We start from the raw sequence: 20,040 nt of genomic DNA, 5'->3' as shown, positions 1-20,040 counted from the left end.
GGGTTTCAGACCCCGCGTTTGTTGCCCCACAAAAGGACATGCAGTTGTGGCAGCACTCGAGGTGTGAACCAGCCATCTGCGGTGACTTTATCGACCAGCCATAGCAGCCGATCCGACAGGGTTTGCGGATCGACGGGCTGAGTGGGATCGACCGTCTCATTGCCCGGTTGCAGGTAAAGCGGCAGCGCGGGATAGCGATCCGCCACAGCGCGGGCCCAAGCGTAGTCACGCTCATCAAAGATCACGATTTTCATCACTGTTTTGGGGCCGTTTCCAGCAGCCAACAGGCAGGCGTCAAACGCAGCCCAATCCACCGTCTCCCCGCTGGAGGGCGGTTTGGGACTAAGAACCAGCGTATCCAGTTCGCTGAACCACGGTTTTGCGATGGAGCCCTGCGTCTCGCAGGCGAACCGATAACCCTCTGTCCGTCCCAACGCGATCAGAGGGGCAAAGTCCTGAATGGCCGGGTTGCCACCCGACAGCGAAACGGTCAAAGGCCGCCCGCCCGACAGGTCGCGCACCCGGCTCCAGACTGCATCCGTGGTCATCGCCGCCCAGTCATGACGATAGGCCGTATCAACCGCGTGCAGGCTGTCGCACCAACTGCATCGGTAATCGCATCCGCCGGTACGCACGAATACAGTCGGTTCTCCGATCAGCGCGCCTTCGCCCTGAATCGTGGGGCCGAAAATCTCGGCTATGCGCAGGCGGGTCATGGGCGATACTCGGCCCATGTTTTCGGCGTCTCACTGACCCGCACAGCGGCGGTTTCCGGCCAGCGGGCGGCACACCAGTCATAGAAATGGCGCGCCATATTCTCAGCCGTGGTCAGGATGTTCATCACATCGTTCAGATGACGGTGATCAAACGTCTCGTCGATATAGGTCTTGAGCGGCTTGAGCTCGCCATAGTCTCGGACAAACCCGTCGGCGTTCAGGTCCTTGGCAGCCAGTTCAACCTCGACGATGTAATTGTGACCGTGCATCCGCGCGCATTGGTGATCGTCGGGCAAGTGGGTCAGCTGGTGCGAGGCGGAAAAGTGAAATTCCTTGGTGATCCGGTACATCAGGCGCTTTCCTTTTCAGCTGTGGCTGCCACCCAGAAATCAGGGTCGTCATAGGTGGTCGGGTCCGGGATACCGGCCAGATGGAACGCCTCGCGCCGCTCGACACAGGTACCGCAGCGCCCGCAATGGTTGTCGCCACCCTTGTAACAGGACCATGTCTGCGCAAAGGGGGTATTCACCCGCGCGCCCTCGGTCACGATATCGGCCTTGCTGCGATGCACGAACGGCGTGAACAACGAGACGTCGGCATATCCGTCCAGCGCCAGTTTCTGCATCGCCTCAAAGGCCTCGGTGAAGGCGGGGCGGCAATCGGGATAGATAAAGTGATCCCCACCGTGCACTGCCGTGGCCACAGCATCCGCCCCACGGGCGGCGGCGGCACCGAATGCAACGGTCAGCATGATGGCATTGCGGTTGGGCACCACAGTGACCTTCATGCTGTCTTCGGCATAGTGCCCGTCGGGCACATCCACATCATCGGTCAGCGCCGAACCGGTCAGAACCGCCCCAACGGGGCGCAGGTCGATGATGTCATGGGGAACGCCAAGGCGCAGCGCGCATAACGCAGCATAGTCCAGCTCTTTGCGGTGACGTTGGCCGTAGTCGAATGAGATCAGGCCCACCAATTCGTGATCCTGCGCAACCATATGCGCCAAAGATACCGAATCCAGCCCGCCCGAGCAGATTACGATCGTTTTCATATTTTGAACCCTTGTTTTGTTACCCGGGTAGGCTGCGACCGGGATGTGCCCTGTTATACAGGGGCCTTAGACTTGGCAAGCGGTAACGAAACACCCAATTCACACCGTCGCACACGTTTTCGGCATGACTATTAATCGCGTCGTCGACGCCGAGCGGAATGCCCGAATTTTATCGATAGCGAAGCCCTCAGTTCTTCACACAACAGTGAGCAAAGCGCTAATTGGAAAAAAAATATTACCAATTCGCGGGTCGCAGGTTATGCTATCCTCGCATCGACATGGCCTGACACGTGCATGGCGATGATCAATGGGAGGAAGAAATGACCAAAAAGCTCATCACGCGCCGCAGCGCGTTTAGAACTATTGCAGGTGCAAGTGCGGCCACATTGGCGGCCCCTCACATCGCAACCGCAGCGGGTGAAACTACCACCTGGAAGATTCAAACATCCTGGCCTGGCGGTATTGGACTGCAGACGTTCAAGGACTGGTGCGCAACGATCGAAGAAAAAACCGGCGGTGAGCTGGCCTTCCAGGCCTTTGGCGCCAATGACGTGGTCGGGGATTTCCAACTGGCCGACGCGGTGAAGAACGGTGTGCTGGACGCTATCAACCCGTTCACCATCTACTATCAGGGCATCATCCCTGCCGCCGTTTTCCTCAGCTCATACCCGCTGGGGCTGCGTCAGCCGCATGAATATGACACGTTCTATTACGGTCTGGGCGGCATCGACATCGCGCGTGAGCTGCTGGGTCGTCAGGGTCTGCACTTTGTGGGGCCGGTGCATCACGGGCCGAACATCATCCACTCGAAGGTTCCGATCCGCTCGGTTGACGACTTCGCGGGCCGTAAAATGCGCCTGCCAGGCGGTATGGTCGCCGAGGTCTTCTCGGAACTGGGTGCTGAGACAACCGTTCTACCGGGCTCGGAAATCTTTCCCGCGCTGGAAAAAGGCACTATCGACGTGGCCGACTTTGTGGGCCCCGCTGTGAACCACGCTCTGGGCTTCAGCCAGGTGACCGATTACATCGTGATGGGCCCTCCGGGCTTTATGTCGGTCTATCAGCCAGTTGACATCATGGACATCACGGTTGGCAAGACCGCATGGGACAAGCTGAGCCCACAGATGCAGGAATTCGTGGAAATGGAAACCCATGTCTATTCCGACCTGCACCACGCCGCCATTCAGGCCGCAGACCAGGAAGCCTGGAAAAAGTTCGAAGCGGAAGGCACCGAGATCACGCGCCTGTCGCAGGACGACGTCGAGCTGATGACCGAGGTCGCCGTGCCGATCTGGTTCAAATATGCCAACCGCGATAAAGATGCGGCGCGCGTGTTCAAGATTCAGCTAGATTACATGATGTCCGGTTCGCTGGGCTATGTGACGCCTGAAATGATCGAAGGCTATACGCTGGACCTGTAATCCGCTGAAGCCTAACCAAAAGTCCGCGCGAATTTCGCGCGGGCATGCCTTTTCCTTGGAATTCGGAACGTACTATGCCCAGCGTCGATTTCACGCTGCCGCACTGGCTATATTGGGTCGGGTTGATCGCCTTTCCGGCTCTGGCCATGGTGCTGGCACGCAAAGCCCAACCTGAACAGCTCACCTACGGGTTACCGTTGGGCTATCTGATCCTTGTCACCGGGGGAATGCTGGGCCTGCACCGCTTTTACCTGCGCAGCTTGCTGGGGTTGGTCTATCTGCCAGTTTTCCTGCTGATCCTCTATGCCAATGGCGAAGAGCGAACGGCCCGCAACGAATTCTCGAATGCGGTCAATATCGTCCGTCAGGCCGAGCGTACGATCACGCGCGAAACCGAACGTGTTGCAACTGCCGAAGAAGGGCTGGAAGATCTGCGCGCTGCCGCCGAGGCTGCTCAGGATGGCACTGCGCTGCAAAAACGCCGAGCCGAGCGTGCTCTGGAGCGGGCCGAGAAGGCCATTGAAACCGGGCGCGAACGCCTGGCCGAATCCGAAACCGCTCTGGCCGAGGCGCAGCCTCTGGCCGAGGCCAGCGGTGCCAACCGCGCTTTGTGGAGTTCGGTAGCACGTTATGCGTTCTTCACGATCCTCGCCTTCTTGGTGATTGACGCGCTGATGTTACCGCGCCTTGTCGCAAGTGCGCGCGCCAAGGCGGCTGCGGACCCGCATGAGCCCGAGATGGAGATTGACGAAGAAACCGCTGCACGGGCTGCGGAAATGGACCCCGGTGCCCGCAAGGCGGACCAGGATTATGCCGAGAACTGGATTGACCGCCTGTCTCTCTATGCGGGTGAGTTCGTCAGCTATTGGGCCGTAATCGCGGTATTCGTCTACTACTACGAAGTGATCGTCCGCTATGTGTTCAACGCCCCCACAAACTGGGCGCATGAATCCATGTATCTGATGTTCGGAATGCAGTACCTGATCGCCGGATCCTATGCGATGCTGACAGAAAGCCATGTGCGTGTGGACATCTTCTACGCCCCGCTGACCAAGCCGAAACGGGCATGGGCGGACCTGTTCACCTCGATTTTCTTCTTCATCTTCGCCGGAACCCTGCTGGTGACATCCTACATCTTCGCGATGGACGCGATCGCCGTTCCGACCGGCAACTCGGTTGTCTCGGACTGGGCACGCGGCGAGATGAGCTTTTTCCAGATGTTCGGCGCGCTGACCTTCGGTGACTGGACCGATCCAAATGTTCGCTGGGGTGAGATCAGCTTTAACGAATGGGAAATCCCGCTGTGGCCAATGAAATGGATGATGGTCGTGGGCGCGGTTCTGTTGATTTTGCAAGGGGTGTCGAAACTGTCCAAAGACATCCGAACGATTGCACGGGGGTACTGACCGATGGGTCTTGATATGTCCATCGAGCTGTTGACGCTCGTAATGTTTGGCTCGCTTCTGGTCCTGCTGATGGCAGGTCTGCCGCTGGCCTTTGTGACCGGAGGTCTGGCCTGTGTCTTCCTGTTCGTTCTGGGGGATGCGCGTGCACTGAACATTGTGCCCAGCCGGATTTTCCCGCTGATGACGAACTATCAGCTATCCGCAATTCCACTTTTCATCTTTATGGCCTCGATGTTGGAAAGGGCCGGGATCATCAACGACATGTTCGATGTGATCTACAAGGTGCTCGGTGGGCTGAAAGGTGGCCTGGCTGCGGCAACAATCATCGCCTCGACCGTTCTGGCGGCGATGGTGGGTGTGATCGGCGCAGCTGTGGTGACGATGGGCATCATCGCCCTGCCCGCCATGCTGAAACGCGGCTATGACACAAAGATCGCCATGGGTTCGATCATGGCCGGGGGGACGCTGGGCATCCTGATCCCACCCTCCATTCTGGCCATTATCTACGCCGTTGTTGCCGAACAATCGGTTGGGGAGCTGTTCATCGGCGCGGTTATTCCCGGCCTGATGCTGTCGGGTATGTACATCATCTACGTGGTGGTGCGGTCCTATATCAACCCGGTTCTTGGCCCGCCAATCCCGGTTGACGAGCGTATCTCGAACCGCGAAAAAATGCGCCTGATGGGCAAGATGTCTGCGCCAATTGCGCTGATCGTAATTGTTTTGGGCGTGATCTTCTCGGGCGTTGCAACCCCGGTTGAGGCGGCGGGTATCGGCACCTTCGGCGCCTTCATCGTGGCCGCTATCCACAACAAGCTGGACTGGCCCACAGTGCGCGAGGCATGTCTGACCACTCTGAAAGCCTCGGCCATGGTGATTTGGATCATGTTCGGTGCAACGATCTTTGTAGGACTTTACGTTCTGGAAGGCGGTCAACAATTCGTCCAAGAGACGATGCAAGGCGCGGGTCTTGGCCCTTGGGGTATCCTGATCGTGATGCAGATCCTGCTGGTGGTTCTGGGCATGTTCTTGGACTGGGTCGGCATCCTGTTGCTGTGTGTCCCGATCTTTGTGCCAATCATCAAGGCGCTGGGGGCGGCAGCCTTCGGCTTTGACGATCCCAACGATCTGGTGCTGTGGTTTGGGGTTCTGTACCTCGTGAACATGCAGATGAGCTTTTTGTCACCACCTTTCGGCTATGCGCTGTTCTACTTGCGCGGAGTAGCACCACCGTCGATCCCAATGACGGACATTTTCAAAGCCGCCTTGCCGTTCTTGTTCCTTCAAATTGTCGGGTTGGTGATCTGTATGCTGTTCCCTTGGGTGGTGACCTGGTTACCAAACATTGTTTACGGATAGACGTCAGACGCGGGCAGAGTAAAATCTCTGCCCGCGGTCGTTAAACCTTGGCACAATCAAGCGGCGGACGCGCCTTTCAGTGCGGTTTCGATAATTGATTTCAGGTGGCGAGCGTCAATCGGCTTTCGCAGCAAAGGCAGACCCACACCCTCACAATACTCGGTCAATTCTGGCGAACGATTGGCCGAGATCACACAGGCAGGTAATGGACCGAATTCCTTCCATAACACGTCTATCGCCTCAGTTCCGGTCATACCTTTGTTCAACTGGTAGTCGGCAACCACAATATCCGGAAGAATGCCAATTTCCTGCAGCAAGCCAACCGCTTGTGCCTGACTTTCGCATTCCAAAACCTGCACGCCCCAGGATTCCATTGTCATGGTCAACGCCGTGCGCAGATTTTCGTCGTTCTCAATCAACAAAACAACCGCGCGTGTCAGAACCTTGGTGTCTGGCGAAGCCAAATCAGCAGACCGGCCATAGCAATGAGACGCCGGTTTAGCCAAAGGCACCTCTACCGAGAAGACCGACCCCTTTCCCAATCCGGAACTTAACTTCATAGGATGTTTCAACAGGACACACGCGCGCTCAACGATGGCCAGCCCAAGCCCCATTCCTTCGGCAGCGCTGGCATCCGAATGAAGCCGCTGGAATTCCTGAAAGATGATATCCCTCTGATCCGGTGCAATTCCGATACCGGTATCCCAAACCTCGATCACGACAGAGTCTTTTCGACGCCGGGCACCAACCAGTACCTTGCCTGCTTCAGTGTAGCGAATGGCGTTTGACAGAAGGTTCTGCAGGATGCGCCTCAAATAACTTGCATCGCTCTGAACCAGCGCGCCGCAAGAGACGACGCGCAGTTCCAATCCCTTGGCCTGTGCGACCGGTCGAAAGGAATCTTCGAGCTGCGAAAACACGTCATCTATTGGCAACGTCGACAAGTGAACAGTTGCCCGTCCTGAATCCAGTTTCGAAATATCAAGCAACGCATCCAAAATATGTTCAACGCTGCTAAGTGCACTTTCCGCCTTGGCGGCCACATCCCTCGCGTCCGTTTCGTTCAACCCACTTCCAAGAGTGGCAACGTAGAGCTTAGCCGCCGACAGCGGTTGCAGCAGGTCGTGACTTGCGGCGGCAACAAAGCGTGATTTCGAAGCATTTGCCCGTTCCGCGTCCTTAAGCGCATCCGCAAGCTCTTCGGTGCGGGCTGCGACGCGCTGTTCCAGCAAGGCTTTCGAGTCGTACAACGCCTGGGCAGATTTACGCTCAGCGCTCACATCGGTGAACGAGATCACAAAACCCCGGTCGGACATTTCCTGCGCGAAAACAGACAAGATCTTTGCCCGACCGCTATGCATCTCAAACCTCAACGGTGGCCGTTCGGACGTTCGATTAACCCACGCAAGCAGGTCGGCGTCACTTACGCCCTGAGCAAAGCGGATTGTGGTGCTCAGTCGATTGAACAGAGTTTTGAACTGCGCACCCATCTGAAACTGTGCATTTGGGATTGCCAACAATTCGCTGGCCCGGTTGTTCCAGCCAATAAGCCTCAGCTTACTATCGAAGATACATACACCCTGATCGATATGTTCCAGAGTGGCGCGGATAAGCCGGGCCTTGTCATCGAGAATGCGGTCCCTCTCCTGACGTTCGATACGCATGATATCCGTGACATCAGTTTGCAAGATCACGGTACCACCGTCGGGTGTCCGATGTTCAGAGACCTGCATCCAGCGATTGCCATTCAACCTGACGTTAAAAACAACGTGGTCATCCGCATGGCGCGCGATACGACGTTTTGCCCAGTCCCATGGCGATACTGCCTCGGGGAGTGACAAAAACCGAGAGCGACTGACCAGTTCAACGTACTCGGTAAATTGCAAACCAGGCACCAGATGAGGCTGGATATCGGGCATGTGTATACCAAAGCGGCTGTTGCACAGCACAAGCTCTTCTTCCAAGTTGAACAGGGCAAAGCCCTCTTGCACCGTTTCTATCGCATTCGCGAGGTCCGCCCGCGCCGCCTCTGTTGCCTGATTGGCTTGAGCCAGACGAGCATTGGAGTCGTTCAGCAAATCCAGCGCACGTTCAAGATCGAATGTCCGGGCGCGGACTTCCTGTTCCAGCACTGCAGCCCTTTGAAACTGTGCGTAAGCCGCGCCGCTTGCATCAGTCGATTCCTCAACCCTGCGCATCAGTGCCTCGGCGATCTTCAACAGCTTTTCATTCTGCCGGTCTGGCGGGTCGTCCGGGTTGATCAGGGATTCAATCATGTCGATCCTCTTCCGGCGGGTAAATCGCAACCCCCGTCAACGTTTGGTTGACATGGATCGAATTGAATTGTTCGCCATAAGTAGAAAACCCAACCACGTGATTGTCGGCGAGGATTGCAGACAAAGCACCTGTCATCTGTTTTTCCTGCGCTTCCAGACGCCTGAGAATACAGTCGCACCCAAGAATCGTATCCGGAGCCTCGGCTTCTGTTAGGCCCTCGATCTCTTGCTCGAGATGCTCGACCATGTCGCGAGGTTCAGCCAAAGTCAGAACCAATCCTTCGTCGATGGCAGAGAAAAACACCAAATCCCCGTTCTCATCCACGCGCTGAATGGCCCGAACGTGATGCTGCCCGCCAATCTGTACCACGACCGGATGCGCAGCAAAGGTGAAGGTCGTCAACTGTTCGGGGTCTTTGCCCAGAATTCGGGCGTATTCGCGCGCGGCAGGTTCTGCGTTGATCTCACGAACGATCCGCCGGGCGGGATCCGCTTTGGTCACGACCATCCGTTGCGCTGTTGGCACCAGATGATCTGTCTTGAAAACCTTGATCGGACATCGAGTTCGTATTTGCGCCAGGATTGCAGCATTTTCCAATGCCCGTCCGTCATGCAGAACGTAAGTTGTTTCGAAATCCGTTCCATCCCCGGCGGAACCCCCAAACAACGGAACTGGCCCTAACCCCAACGCGAGTTCTGAAGTCAGCGCGTCTTCTTTTGTTGAAAGCCCGTCAATCAATAAAAAGGTGAACTCGTGGTGCCAGTCAGGGTTTGCCTCCGTCATTTCATTGCGGTTTCGGATCATCTGATGAATCAGATCCTTAGCCAGAAATGTGTCCAGATCAGGTACTGGCAAGATACGAGCGTCGAAATGTGATGCAGGCAAGCCTATGGCCACGATCTGGTTTTCGGTATAGCCGGCCCCCGCCAATTCACCGGCTGTTGTACAACCAACAACTGGCGCGGGCGCAAAGGTTTCGGCTGCCTGTGCAATAACCGATGCAGCGTCAGCTCTGTCCGTCACAAAAAGAATGACCAGAGATAACTCTCCGGCACCGAAAGTCTTCAATAGTTCGGTGACCGCGTCTTCGGTGTCGTATGGCACACATGCAGTTCTTACGATACCTGGCGCGCGGGTCGGAGCCGTTGCCCACCCGACAGCTTGGTCCATCGAGCCTCCTCCCTAAAGCGCGACGATTTTCTGTGAGTATGCAGCTTAACTCGACTCTTGCAAGACGCTGGCAAAGGACGCTTTCTTTGCTATCAAAACGGCCTGCGTACGACTTTGGACACCCAGCTTGCGCATGATTGCAGTGACATGCGCTTTGACCGTGGTTTCGGCGATCGAAAGGTCATAGGCAATTTGCTTGTTTAGCTTGCCTTCACAGATCAGCTGAAGAATACGGGACTGCTGATTGGTCAACGTTGCAAGCCGCCCGACTGCATCGCTTTGTTCATCTGCGCCGTCCAGATCGATCAGAACGCATCCATCCGGCAAAAAGACATTGCCCGCGTGAACGGTTTCAAACGCGGTTCGAAAGACGTCACGCTGGCTGTGTTTTGGAACGTACCCAGATGCACCCGCGTGAATAACCTGGCTAATCACCCGATTGTCCGTCATTGAAGACACTACGATCACAGGCGCATTTGCGACGGCCTTCAGACGGACAAGCCCATCCAATCCGTCAACGTCAGGCAAGTTCAGATCCAGCATGATTGCATCAGGCTTCAAACCTCCTGCAATCATCTCAAGCGCATCTTCCAGACGGTCGGCGGTGTGGATTTCACGGATATGAGCCACGCTTTGCAATGTCATCGACAAAGCGTCACAAAACAAAGGATGATCATCGACGATCAGCACATTCTCGAAATCGTTTTGCCCGACGGCACTTGCAAGCATTCGCATTGGCCTTTGCAATCATGTTGCCCAACCTACCAAAGCGTAGCAAGAGAACAAAGTCACGCCAACTGGCGGAAAGTCGTATAAAAAACGCGCGCCCAAGCGAGGCGCGCGTTAAAGTCATGAGTTACGAAGAAGATCAATTTGCCGAGGCCAGCTCCTTGGGCAATCGGAACGTCCAAAGCGTGCCACCCTGGTTCAGATAGTTAACCTTCTTTGCCACTTCGCCGCCCCAAAGCGGAACTGCGCCACCCCAGCCAGAGATGATCGAGACATACTGCTCGCCGTCCTGTTCCCATGTCACAGGCTGGCCGACAATCCCGGACCCTGTTTGGAACGACCAGAGTTTCTCGCCGGTCTCATCATCCAGCGCGATGAACTCGCCTTCGGGCGTGCCAAAGAACACCAAGCCACCAGCAGTGGTCATCACACCTGACCATAGCGGCGCGTCGTTTTTGTACTCCCACTTCCACTCCCCGGTATCCGGGTCGATGGCTTTAAGAGAACCTATGTGGTCTTCGTAATTGGGCTTGATGGTAAAGCCCGCGCCCAGATAGGCGGCACCTTTCTTGTAGGTGATCGGCTCATTCCAGATATCCATACCCCATTCGTTTGAAGGCACATAGAAATTACCGGTGTTTTGAGAGAAGGCCATTGGCATCCAGTTCTTGCCGCCCAGGAAGGACGGCGAGGCAAAGATAACCTCACCTTTCTTACCATCGGCTGCTGCAGCCGGGTCACCGGGACGATTGTTTTCGACAAAGATCGGGCGACCCGTGTCATCCACGCCATCGGCCCAAGTAATGTCTTTGACAAAAGGCGTCGCCGAGACGAAAGCACCGTCTTCGCGGTTCAGAACATAGAAGTAACCGTTGCGATCCGCTGTGGCAAAACGCTTGTTTCCATCACGGTCCGTATAGGCCACGACTTCGTTGACACCGTCATAGTCCCAACCCTCGCGCGGGGTGGTTTGAAAGTGCCACTTGATGTCGCCAGTCTTTGGGTCGATCCCAATACGGCTGGCGGCATAGAGGTTGTCGCCTTTGTTACCTTCAGTCGGAGTTCCAGCGTCCCGCAGCCACGAGTTCCAAGGCGCCGGGTTGCCCGCGCCAAAGACCAGCGTATCCGTGTCCGCATCATAAGACCCACCCAGCCAGGTCGCCCCGCCACCGGTTTTCCACATGTCACCGGGCCACGTTGCGTTCAGCTCTCCGGTCATGGTGCTTTCTTCACCATTCAAAGTGCCCATGTGGCCTTCGATCACCGGGCGCTCCCAGACCAGATCACCAGTGTTCACATCGCGCGCTTGAACCGCCCCGACGATGCCAAACTCGCCCCCGGAATTGCCGGTGATCACCAGTCCATCGACGATCAATGGAGCCGCGGTATAGGAATATCCTGCCTTGTAGTCGGCAATCTTATCACGCCAGACAACGTCTCCAGTGTCCTTGTTCAGCGCCACAATCCGTGCATCCAACGTTCCGAAGATGATCTTGTCGCCGTATATTGCGGCCCCGCGATTAACCACGTCACAACAGGGCAGGATACCTTCGGGCAGACGGGCATCGTATTGCCAGACCTCTTTACCGGTCTCCAGATCAATCGCATAAAGGCGCGAGTAAGAGCCGGTGATATACATCATGCCGTCGTAGATCAGCGGCTGGGTTTCCTGTCCGCGTTGTTTTTCCCCTCCAAGGCTGAAAGCCCAGGCCGGCAGCAGGTTTTTGACGTTGTCCTTGTTAAGCATGTCCAGTGGGCTATAGCGCTGAAGGTGCCGCCCCATGCCGTTGGTTACGACTTGCGTGGTGATCGTTTGGTCGTTGGCCAGATCGTCTTCGGTAACTTCTGCATAGGCCGCGCCTGCTGCAATCACACTTGCAACAGTTGCCATGATAAACCGGCTCATCTGTGTCCTCCCTAGACTTATGTCTTTCCTCCGCGCCGAATCTCCGACGCATCGGGATTGCAGGCGAGAGTATTATTGGCGGGCAGAACTCGTGGTGAAATTGCACAATGGTCGTAGGGCGGAAATCATGGCTTTCAAGCGCGATCGTCAATTATTCTGGATAAACCAGTTTTCCTGACCAGCTTCGGCCAACGCTCGGTTCTAGTCTGAGATGCTGCTTAGATATGCCAGAATAAAGTCTTGAACCGTGCGATCATCGATGCCGACATGCCGCATCTTGGTGCCCGGCATAAAGCCGTCGTTGTCTTCCATCCATGCCCGCAGAGCGGCCGGTGTCCAAACGATACCGGAACCGGCCAGAGCATCCGAATACTGATAACCTTCTACAGTCCCCGCTTTGCGCCCAACGACACCGTCAAGTTGCGGACCATAACTTGGACCAGTTGCATCTGGTGCGTGACAGCGTCGGCATTCAGAGAAAAAGAGCGTCTCGCCCGCCTCAATCTTGACTCGGTCGAACGTGGATTGAGCAAGTGTTGGCGCTGTCGTAACGGAACTGAAGGCGAGGCCGAGTAGCAGGGTAAGATGTTTCATGTGGTCCTCCTAACGTTGGCCGAACTGTAAATCCGCGGCCATCGATACCGGCTTGACGTGGGTCAAGAAAACCGAGGAAGATCATCATCCTTTAGTCGTAGTTGTCAGAAAAGGCTGGATTCAGAATAGAGGTGCGTATTTCCACTCGTCAGCGTCGGGCGTGACTTCGCTAGGATCATAGCCTGAATCCCTTAGGCGTTTGGCGATCCTGACGCCGTCCTGTGCGGCCTCGTCAACATAGGCCCGACCCAGTTCCTCGTTCCTTGTCACACCGTGACCACGCAAAAGGTTGAGACCATAGTTGAACTTGCCCACCGGATCGCCCAGATCGGCGGCGCGCTTGTCCCATGCCGCCGCTGCATCAGGGTCATAGGGTCCGGCCAGCCCATTGTTATCCAGCTGACCCATCCAGGTCATTGCACCGGTGTACCCTGCTTCGGCACAGGTGCGAAACAAGCGTCGCGCCAGATCGTGGCGGCCTGACTTTGTCATGTAGTAACCCGAAGCGCAGGTGGTCATATCGGTTACGCCATTGTCGATGTTGCTGAGGACTTTGCCCCAGCCCGTGTCCTGCGGGTTAAGCGTTCCGTACTCGTCCTCAACGGTCTGCGCCGTGACTGCAGACGCCAAAAGCAAAAAAAACGCAGCAATGCGGATCATGGCAGTACCCTCCGGTTTTCGACAGTTTACAGTAGTCGGCCCACGATTTCACCGTGGTATTGGTCGTAGATGCTTAGCCGCGCTTCATGCCACGCGCAGGATCGTAGCCCCAAAAAGCAAACCCAAGAAAAATTATACCCGCCAAAATTGTCCACCCCAATGCCACAGCATTAAACTGCCCATAGAGCGCGAAACGGATTAGCTCGACCGCGTGCGTAAAAGGGTTAAGCGCGCAGATATCTCTTAATAAGGCCGAACTTTCTGCCATCTTCCAAAGTGGATAAAGTGCTGAAGACAGAAAAAACATCGGAAAGATCACAAAGTTCATGACGCCCGCAAAATTCTCAAGCTGCCTGATCGCCGAGGACAAAGCCAAGCCCAACGCGCCCAGCATCAATCCAGCGACGATTAGCGCTGGAAACACGTAGGCGTATCCGATCCAGGGCATGTCGATACCGTAAACCGCAGCGACCGCCAGAAAAGTATAAACCTGCAGGATCGATATCGTCGTGCTTGCCAACAAGCGACAAAACAGCAACCACCACCGCGGCAAAGGGCTGGTGAGCAGTAGCCGCATCGACCCCATTTCACGGTCGTAAACCAGGCTGAGAGAGCTTTGCATACCATTGAACAACATGATCATGCCGCACAGGCCGGGGACGATGTAGATCTCATAGGTGATATAAGTCTGATACGGCGGAGTAATAGACAAACCCAATGCTGCGCGAAAACCAGCAGCGAAGACCACTAGCCAAACCAGAGGACGTACAAGCGCCGCAACAAACCGGCTGCGTTGCCGCACGAACCGCAAGGCTTCTCGGATCAGGATTGCGCGCAAAGCGATCATTGCATCGATCATGAAGCCGCTCTGGTCATCGACAAAAAGGTATCCTGCATCGGAGCGCCGCCAGTGATGTCTCGGCAAATACCCTGATCCAGCAGCTTACCACGATGAAGGATCGCCACTTGGTCGTCTGGCCCGATCTCGTCGGTCAAGTGGGTAGCCCACAACACCGTCAAACCGTCTTGCGAAGACAGGTCATGCACATGTTCGGTGATGGCATGACGCGACGCAGCATCAAGCCCAACGGTTGGCTCGTCCAGCAAAAGGACCGAAGGCACATGTATCAGGCATCGTGCTATTTCCAACCGTCTGCGATGACCTCCATTCAGATCACGCGCACGTTCAGTAGCACGTTCAGCCATATCCAGACGCTCTAGTACGGCCGTGATGCGGCCCTCAGCTTGGCGGCCGGACAGACCGTGCAAAGCGGCAAAATAACTGAGGTTTCGATGAACCGTCAGGTCCAGATCAAGCGTAGGCTGTTGAAAAACGACCCCTATCTTAGCCAAGGCTTTCCGCGGGTGTTTCGCGATGTCAATTCCAGCAATTTCAATCTCACCCTGCCTTGTGGTGAACAATCGTGTCAGCAGGGAAAACAGCGTCGACTTACCTGCCCCGTTCGGGCCCAGCAACGCACAAAACGCGCCCTGCGGGACGTGAAAACTCACATCATCAAGAGCGCGTTTCTCGCCATAGGCATAGCTGACGTTTCGGACCGTTAGCCCTGTCACTTAATGGTAATCTCCAGCCGCTGTGTCTCACCGGTGCTTCCCGGCACTTTCAGATAGTAGCTGCCCGGCTTAATCGCGACAAAGCCTATTTCCATTTCACCGGCCTCGTCGAATTCGATCGAATCCACACCCAGCGGCCGGATCTCTAAACCTTCTACCACAATCTCATCGACCCAGATGGCACGAAAGAACTCAGGGCCAATGATGGCAAGCTCCTGACTCCCGTCACCTTGAATTTCGAACTCGTAATAAGTGCCGGATTTTAGTTCCCATGGAGCATCGGTCAGGGGTTCTCCCGCTGAAAGGATGATGGGCGGTAGGTCTTCTTTGTTTTTGGCGGACAACAACCCGGCCAGGCCGAACCCCGAGTCATCGTCGGCATTAACTACGCTGGGTAAGGTCATCGCGGCAGCAATTGCCAGCGTGGATAAACGCTTCATTTGAATTCTCCCTGATCAGTTTGTTGGACGAAACGCTGCGCCCCATGGGAACCGCCCGACCTTGATGGTTTTGATTGGTTCACGTTTTGCGACATCGATGACGGTCACATCGCCGGACACACCATTTGTGGTGAACAAGAGTGATTTGTCCGCGTTGAAATCCATATGCCAGACCCGACGACCGACGAGGATGTAATCCTCAACCTCATAGGTGTCGGGATTGACCGCTGCGACGTGGTTCGAAGGTCCAAGCGCAACAAAGGCAGTTTTGTCTTCGTTGGACAGTTCAAACCCTACGGGCTGAACCCGATCAGGATGCACACCTTCGACTTCGAATTCAATCTTGGCTTTTTCGGTCTGGGTTTCCACATCAAAGACAGTGATCGTACCACCAATCTCGGAACTCACCCAAAGCTCAGTTCCATCCTTAAGGAATTCGGCGTGGCGTGGGCGGGAATCGACCAGAGTATTGGCGAAAAGCTCCTGCGTTTCCGTGTCGATCCAATGAGCCATATTGGTGGTTTCAGAAGTCGTGATTGCGATCTTTCCATCCGGCGACACCGCCATGCCCTCGGGTTCGATCCCGACGTCGATCTGCGCGATAACCGTTCGCGTTTCAGTATCGACCACAGTGGTGATCGCGTCATCCTCGTTGGCGATGTAAAGATGACGATCATTGGGATGTAGAACGAACTGCTCAGGGTCTTCGCCGGATGGCAAGTCGTGCAGTATCTCTCCGGTTTCGGGATCCATGACCTGAACCGAGTCGCTGTCAGAGGCGCAGATGTACAGCACCGAGAAATCTTTCGAAAACGTAATTCCCCTTGGCCGCTCACCAGTTTCGATTGTGCGGATGACTTCAAGCGTCTCGATGTCGATCACGCTGAGCGTGTCGTCTTTTTCGTTGCTGATCCACATCTCATCCGCTGCTGCGGGAACGCACAATGCAGCAGAGGCCAATAGTGTCGCTAGTCTCATGCCCATTACTCCTTGAATGCCTGGCACTGGCTTTCCGCCTCGTCAATTCCAAGCGTATCCAGTTCTGTACGCTGATGTAGAAATCCTTCCAGCGGAGCCATGGCGACCACCGCGCGGTCTGTGACCAAAGGGATTGGTTGCCGCAATTGCCCATTCCATAACCTGAAGTTCATCGCCCTGCCCTTGAACCCGGCAAGTTCGAATTCATCCGACAAAATATAATCACGCAAGACACCAGGATCGTCGGACTGGGTACGTGTCACGGCTTCGCCCAGCGTCCGATACGCCGCCCATGCGGCGTAGTCTTTGGACATCATGGTTCGGCCCGACTGCTCAAAGAACCGATTCTGCATCTGGGCCGCACCCCATTGTTCGACCACGCGCGACCATGTGACGGGCTTAAGACCATCGGAACCAGCAACAGGGCGCGCCTTCCAGGTGTTGAATTCGACGTAGCGGCCGAAATCGTCTAATTCATCGGCCAATAACAGGACGTCATAGTCGCCGAATTCCTGCGTGAACAACGGAACTTCTTGCGCTGCGTTGCGACGCAGGTCAGCATCAAAAACCCAGGTCTTTTCTGCCCTCAGATCAAGACGAAATTTCTGCAATGACCGCTTCAGCGCGTCGGCAAAAGCTTGATCTTCTGGGTGGTTTCCAGAGATCAGAACCAGATCCTGCCAGCGGCGTTTGACCAGAAACTGAGCCAATGCATCCGTGCGCATTAGCCCCGACGGCAAAGTGTGCAGCAGGTTCGGCCGACAGTCCTGCTCGCGCATGGAAAGTTCAGGGGAAGATGCATTGAAAAGCACCGCGCCAACTGCCTCGGCCAAGTCCGCGACCTGCAACTGAGCAGAGGCAGGCGCATCAAGAATTAGAAACGGACTGTCCGACAATGCCTTACGCGCTGCTGTAATCCAATCCTCATCCTCAGAAACGGTGGTGACTGTGAGCGTGTAGACGTGTCCCAGAAACTTAGCGGTCGTCAGATTGTCTTCCAGCGCCAGTTTGGCACCCGCCGAACCCAGATCATCTGGAATCGGATCAAGGTTAGATAAAACGGGTGGACGCTCGACCTGCTGTTGTAGGTAAGTTACTGAAATACCAATCTCTGCCAACGCAGTGGCAGGCAGAACTATCAGCGCCGCTACCGCACAGAACATCTTGATCATTTTCGCGCCTCCTCCTGCGCCGCCTTAGTAAAAACGACCAAAATGCAACCCACCATAAGACCTTAGTCGCAAACCTGCACGGATGTGCAACCAAGGTCGAATTTCACGCCTAGTCCTGCTGCGGTATGACCGTGGAAAGCATCGTAAAGGAGGAGAAGATGCGTCTTGGATTTCACAGCACATTGCTGGGCGGCCTTGTTGCCGGAGGGATGGCGCTGGCCCATGGCGATGTCGCCCCACAACCAGTCAACACAGACATCCTTCCCGATGTTGGAGAAGAGTGGCTGATTGAAAACCCCTATCGCGACCAGGGCGAAGAGGTGTGGCAGGCTGCAATCGAAATAGGCGATTCCGGCTATAACCAGAATTGTGCCCGCTGCCATGGTCTTGGTGTCGTATCGGGCGGGTTAGCCCCTGATTTGCGGTATCTTGAAGCCGAGGAATATGGCGACGAATGGTATGTAGAGCGGTTCCGCGAAGGGTATACTCAAAACGGCATTACTAAGATGCCCGCCTTTGGCGAATTGTTAGGACAAAAGGCAGCGTGGGCCATTCGAACCTATATCGAAACGCGTCCTGATGACGGCGCGCTGGACGATCACTCGGACCGCCTGAAGGAAATCAGGGATCTTCTGGCAGCAATGGCCGGCGGCGCAGAGGGGGACACGGCAGCGCTTCAATCGGAATTGACCCAGATCGCCGAAACTATAGAAACCGGATCCGGTGCGCCCGTGGCCGACAGCGTGGCTCTGCGTGCGGCGGTATTGATATCTGGGAATGCACCCAATTTCGCCGAAGCCGCTGAACAACTGACCATTGGATTGTCCGCCGCGCAGTAGCGCGGCAGAATGGGGCGCATGATCAAGTACGTTTTCGTTTTCTCCCTGTTGGCCACCACCCTGTTTTCAGGACCGGTTTTGGCCAGGTGCGAAGATCATGTGCCCCAGCCCAAACCTCAGAACGCAAGCCGAGATATTGTAGGTGCCGATCTCGATACCATAATCGACCGCGGTTATATTGAATTCGCAGCCTACGAAGACTTTCCCCCTTGGTCGTTTGAGAGAGACGGTACTATCCAAGGTGTCGATATTGAGATTGGAAAACTCATCGCCAGTGATCTGGGGGTCGAAGCCCGGTTCAATCTGGTCGCTGCCGGAGAGAACCTAGAAGCCGACTTGCGCAATTGGATCTGGAAAGGCCCGCTGATTAACGGCCGAGTTGCAAATGTGATGTTGCATATCCCCTACGACAGCGAGTTCGCGTGCCGGGTCGAGCAAGTTGTTTTTACTGGGCAGTACCACGACGAAGAAATCGCAATTGCCTATCGTCGGGATGCCTACCCCGAGGATCCTCCGGTCCCGGCTTATTTCCGTTTCGATTCGGTAGCGGTCGAAAATGACTCGATCGCGGATTTCTACCTATCCGCCTTTCCGGGGGGGCAACTTTCGCGCAACATCCGTAGGTACAATACAGCCGAAAAAGCGATGGAGGCGTTGGCGGCAGGCGAAACCATGGCTGCTATGGGACCTCGGGGCCAGCTTGAAGCCGGATTGACGCCCGAATTAGGCGTCCATACGCCACCGCTTCCTGGGTTTGCTGTCAGCACCTGGACGAATGGTGTCGCCGTTCACTTTGCGTATCGCGGCCTCAGCTACGCCGTGGATGACGCCATTTTTGCAGCGCTTCAGGACGGGCGTATTGCTAATATCTTTGCGGAATATGGCCTGACACATTCGCCCCCGAAACTGCGGTGACTACACCCAAGGTCTTATAGGCAACGGATAGATCACCGCTTAGCTTAACTAAAAATACTGGAGGGAGTGACATGGAACTACATGACAGTCGCGTCATCGCGGCCCCACGTTCCAAGGTCTGGGAGGCATTGTTGTCGGCGGACGTTTTAAAAGAATGCGTGCCCGGCTGCAAAGAGATGTCCGGAACCTCGGAAGAAGGCTTTGCGGCCACCGTGGTACAAAAAGTCGGACCGGTTAAAGCAACCTTCAAGGGTGAAGTAACCTTGTCGGACATGGTCGATCAGGAAAGCGTCAAACTTTCAGGCGAAGGCAAAGGCGGCGCTGCAGGTTTTGCCAAAGGGGCTGCCGATGTCACATTGTCGGATGTTCCCGAGGGGACGTTGCTGGCCTATAATGTTGATGCGCGTGTCGGCGGAAAGCTCGCTCAGCTCGGCGGTCGGGTGATTGATGGTGTCGCCAAAAAGATGGCCGATCAGTTCTTTGAGAACTTTCAAAACACCGTTGAGGAGAAACCCCATTCGGATGCAGCAGAACCTGCGACCGAAGATTCAAACGCACCGATGGCAGCGGAAACAAGTGCCGGAACGGCACCGGACGCGGCACAACCGGAAGAGAAAAAGGGATGGTTCAAGCGCGTATTCGGCGGTTGATCCAAGAATTTCAGGGAGGAAAATCTGATGAAGATTTCGATGACTGTGAACGGCGTAGCTGTGAGCGGTGAAGTTGAGGGTCGGACGTTATTGTCTGGATTTTTGCGTGAACATTTGGGGATGACCGGGACGCATGTTGGGTGTGACACGGCGCAATGTGGTGCGTGTGTTGTGCATGTGGA

Annotated in this window: 21 protein-coding genes; 7 read left to right on the top strand and 14 right to left on the bottom strand. The window is 55.6% G+C overall.

Annotated features, from left to right (window positions below):
* Positions 1 to 5: 5 nt before the first annotated feature.
* The 3 genes from queE to queC are packed head-to-tail and all read right to left on the bottom strand — an operon-like array spanning position 6 to position 1,767.
* Positions 6 to 716, bottom strand: coding sequence for a 7-carboxy-7-deazaguanine synthase QueE (queE, locus tag J7380_RS12355; protein WP_209196106.1), 711 nt, complete (start codon positions 714 to 716; stop codon positions 6 to 8).
* Entirely contained in the window at positions 713 to 1,066 is a 354-nt protein-coding gene (gene queD / locus J7380_RS12350; protein WP_209196105.1) for a 6-carboxytetrahydropterin synthase QueD, read from the bottom strand. Before queD ends, queE begins: the two co-directional genes overlap by 4 nt.
* On the bottom strand, positions 1,066 to 1,767 hold the full coding sequence (gene queC / locus J7380_RS12345; RefSeq protein WP_209196104.1) for a 7-cyano-7-deazaguanine synthase QueC: 702 nt from the start codon (positions 1,765 to 1,767) through the stop codon (positions 1,066 to 1,068). Before queC ends, queD begins: the two co-directional genes overlap by 1 nt.
* A gap of 320 nt (positions 1,768 to 2,087) precedes the next feature.
* On the opposite strand from queC, the gene dctP reads away from it, so the two are divergent.
* From dctP to J7380_RS12330, 3 genes are all read left to right on the top strand, one after another.
* Complete coding sequence (gene dctP / locus J7380_RS12340; RefSeq protein ID WP_209196103.1) at positions 2,088 to 3,188, top strand: TRAP transporter substrate-binding protein DctP; 1,101 nt, start codon at positions 2,088 to 2,090, stop codon at positions 3,186 to 3,188.
* Positions 3,189 to 3,262: 74 nt separating this feature from the next.
* Positions 3,263 to 4,594 carry a TRAP transporter small permease subunit gene (locus J7380_RS12335; protein ID WP_209196102.1) on the top strand — a complete coding sequence of 444 codons (1,332 nt, stop codon included), beginning with the start codon at positions 3,263 to 3,265 and terminating at the stop codon, positions 4,592 to 4,594.
* Between the two features lie 15 nt (positions 4,595 to 4,609).
* Complete coding sequence (locus tag J7380_RS12330; protein ID WP_247742543.1) at positions 4,610 to 5,953, top strand: TRAP transporter large permease subunit; 1,344 nt, start codon at positions 4,610 to 4,612, stop codon at positions 5,951 to 5,953.
* A 56-nt stretch (positions 5,954 to 6,009) separates the two neighbouring features.
* Here J7380_RS12330 and J7380_RS12325 read toward each other — a convergent pair whose 3' ends face one another.
* The 11 genes from J7380_RS12325 to J7380_RS12275 all read right to left on the bottom strand — a co-directional run bounded on the left by J7380_RS12325 (position 6,010) and on the right by J7380_RS12275 (position 17,454).
* Positions 6,010 to 8,229, bottom strand: a complete 2,220-nt coding sequence (locus J7380_RS12325) for a PAS-domain containing protein (protein ID WP_209196100.1) — start codon at positions 8,227 to 8,229, stop codon at positions 6,010 to 6,012.
* Positions 8,222 to 9,400, bottom strand: coding sequence for an FIST N-terminal domain-containing protein (locus J7380_RS12320; RefSeq protein WP_209196099.1), 1,179 nt, complete (start codon positions 9,398 to 9,400; stop codon positions 8,222 to 8,224). Before J7380_RS12320 ends, J7380_RS12325 begins: the two co-directional genes overlap by 8 nt.
* 45 nt (positions 9,401 to 9,445) lie before the next feature.
* A complete protein-coding gene (locus J7380_RS12315; protein ID WP_247742542.1) occupies positions 9,446 to 10,129 on the bottom strand; it encodes a response regulator transcription factor in 684 nt (227 codons plus the stop codon).
* 139 nt (positions 10,130 to 10,268) lie between these two features.
* A complete protein-coding gene (locus J7380_RS12310) occupies positions 10,269 to 12,035 on the bottom strand; it encodes a PQQ-dependent methanol/ethanol family dehydrogenase (RefSeq protein WP_170356219.1) in 1,767 nt (588 codons plus the stop codon).
* Between the two features lie 201 nt (positions 12,036 to 12,236).
* A complete protein-coding gene (locus tag J7380_RS12305; RefSeq protein ID WP_209196097.1) occupies positions 12,237 to 12,629 on the bottom strand; it encodes a c-type cytochrome in 393 nt (130 codons plus the stop codon).
* 120 nt (positions 12,630 to 12,749) lie between these two features.
* The gene (locus J7380_RS12300) at positions 12,750 to 13,289 is read right to left on the bottom strand and encodes a sel1 repeat family protein (RefSeq protein WP_247742541.1); all 540 of its coding nucleotides are present in this window, start codon (positions 13,287 to 13,289) and stop codon (positions 12,750 to 12,752) included.
* A 73-nt stretch (positions 13,290 to 13,362) separates the two neighbouring features.
* Positions 13,363 to 14,148: an ABC transporter permease gene (locus tag J7380_RS12295; protein WP_170356217.1), complete on the bottom strand. Its 786-nt coding sequence runs from the start codon at positions 14,146 to 14,148 to the stop codon at positions 13,363 to 13,365.
* The gene (locus J7380_RS12290) at positions 14,145 to 14,864 is read right to left on the bottom strand and encodes an ABC transporter ATP-binding protein (RefSeq protein ID WP_209196096.1); all 720 of its coding nucleotides are present in this window, start codon (positions 14,862 to 14,864) and stop codon (positions 14,145 to 14,147) included. Before J7380_RS12290 ends, J7380_RS12295 begins: the two co-directional genes overlap by 4 nt.
* Positions 14,861 to 15,304 carry a hypothetical protein gene (locus tag J7380_RS12285; protein ID WP_209196095.1) on the bottom strand — a complete coding sequence of 148 codons (444 nt, stop codon included), beginning with the start codon at positions 15,302 to 15,304 and terminating at the stop codon, positions 14,861 to 14,863. The genes J7380_RS12290 and J7380_RS12285 overlap by 4 nt, the downstream gene beginning before the upstream one ends.
* 15 nt (positions 15,305 to 15,319) lie before the next feature.
* Positions 15,320 to 16,282: a YVTN family beta-propeller repeat protein gene (locus tag J7380_RS12280; RefSeq protein ID WP_209196094.1), complete on the bottom strand. Its 963-nt coding sequence runs from the start codon at positions 16,280 to 16,282 to the stop codon at positions 15,320 to 15,322.
* A gap of 5 nt (positions 16,283 to 16,287) precedes the next feature.
* Positions 16,288 to 17,454 carry an ABC transporter substrate-binding protein gene (locus J7380_RS12275; RefSeq protein ID WP_209196093.1) on the bottom strand — a complete coding sequence of 389 codons (1,167 nt, stop codon included), beginning with the start codon at positions 17,452 to 17,454 and terminating at the stop codon, positions 16,288 to 16,290.
* A 158-nt stretch (positions 17,455 to 17,612) separates the two neighbouring features.
* Between J7380_RS12275 and pedF the strand changes: the two genes are divergently transcribed.
* The 4 genes from pedF to J7380_RS12255 all read left to right on the top strand — a co-directional run.
* Positions 17,613 to 18,293 carry a cytochrome c-550 PedF gene (gene pedF, locus J7380_RS12270; RefSeq protein ID WP_209196092.1) on the top strand — a complete coding sequence of 227 codons (681 nt, stop codon included), beginning with the start codon at positions 17,613 to 17,615 and terminating at the stop codon, positions 18,291 to 18,293.
* A 9-nt stretch (positions 18,294 to 18,302) separates the two neighbouring features.
* Positions 18,303 to 19,208 carry a transporter substrate-binding domain-containing protein gene (locus tag J7380_RS12265; protein ID WP_209196091.1) on the top strand — a complete coding sequence of 302 codons (906 nt, stop codon included), beginning with the start codon at positions 18,303 to 18,305 and terminating at the stop codon, positions 19,206 to 19,208.
* A 71-nt stretch (positions 19,209 to 19,279) separates the two neighbouring features.
* The gene (locus J7380_RS12260) at positions 19,280 to 19,858 is read left to right on the top strand and encodes a carbon monoxide dehydrogenase subunit G (protein WP_209196090.1); all 579 of its coding nucleotides are present in this window, start codon (positions 19,280 to 19,282) and stop codon (positions 19,856 to 19,858) included.
* 24 nt (positions 19,859 to 19,882) lie between these two features.
* Positions 19,883 to 20,040, top strand: a 158-nt coding sequence (locus J7380_RS12255) for a 2Fe-2S iron-sulfur cluster-binding protein (RefSeq protein ID WP_209196386.1), incomplete at its 3' end; no start/stop codon positions are given.

The sequence above is a fragment of the Ruegeria sp. R8_1 genome (assembly GCF_017743815.1).
Taxonomy (GTDB): domain Bacteria; phylum Pseudomonadota; class Alphaproteobacteria; order Rhodobacterales; family Rhodobacteraceae; genus Ruegeria; species Ruegeria lacuscaerulensis_A.
Note: the sequence above shows the minus strand (reverse complement) of the source record. Positions and strands in the feature narration are given on the sequence as shown.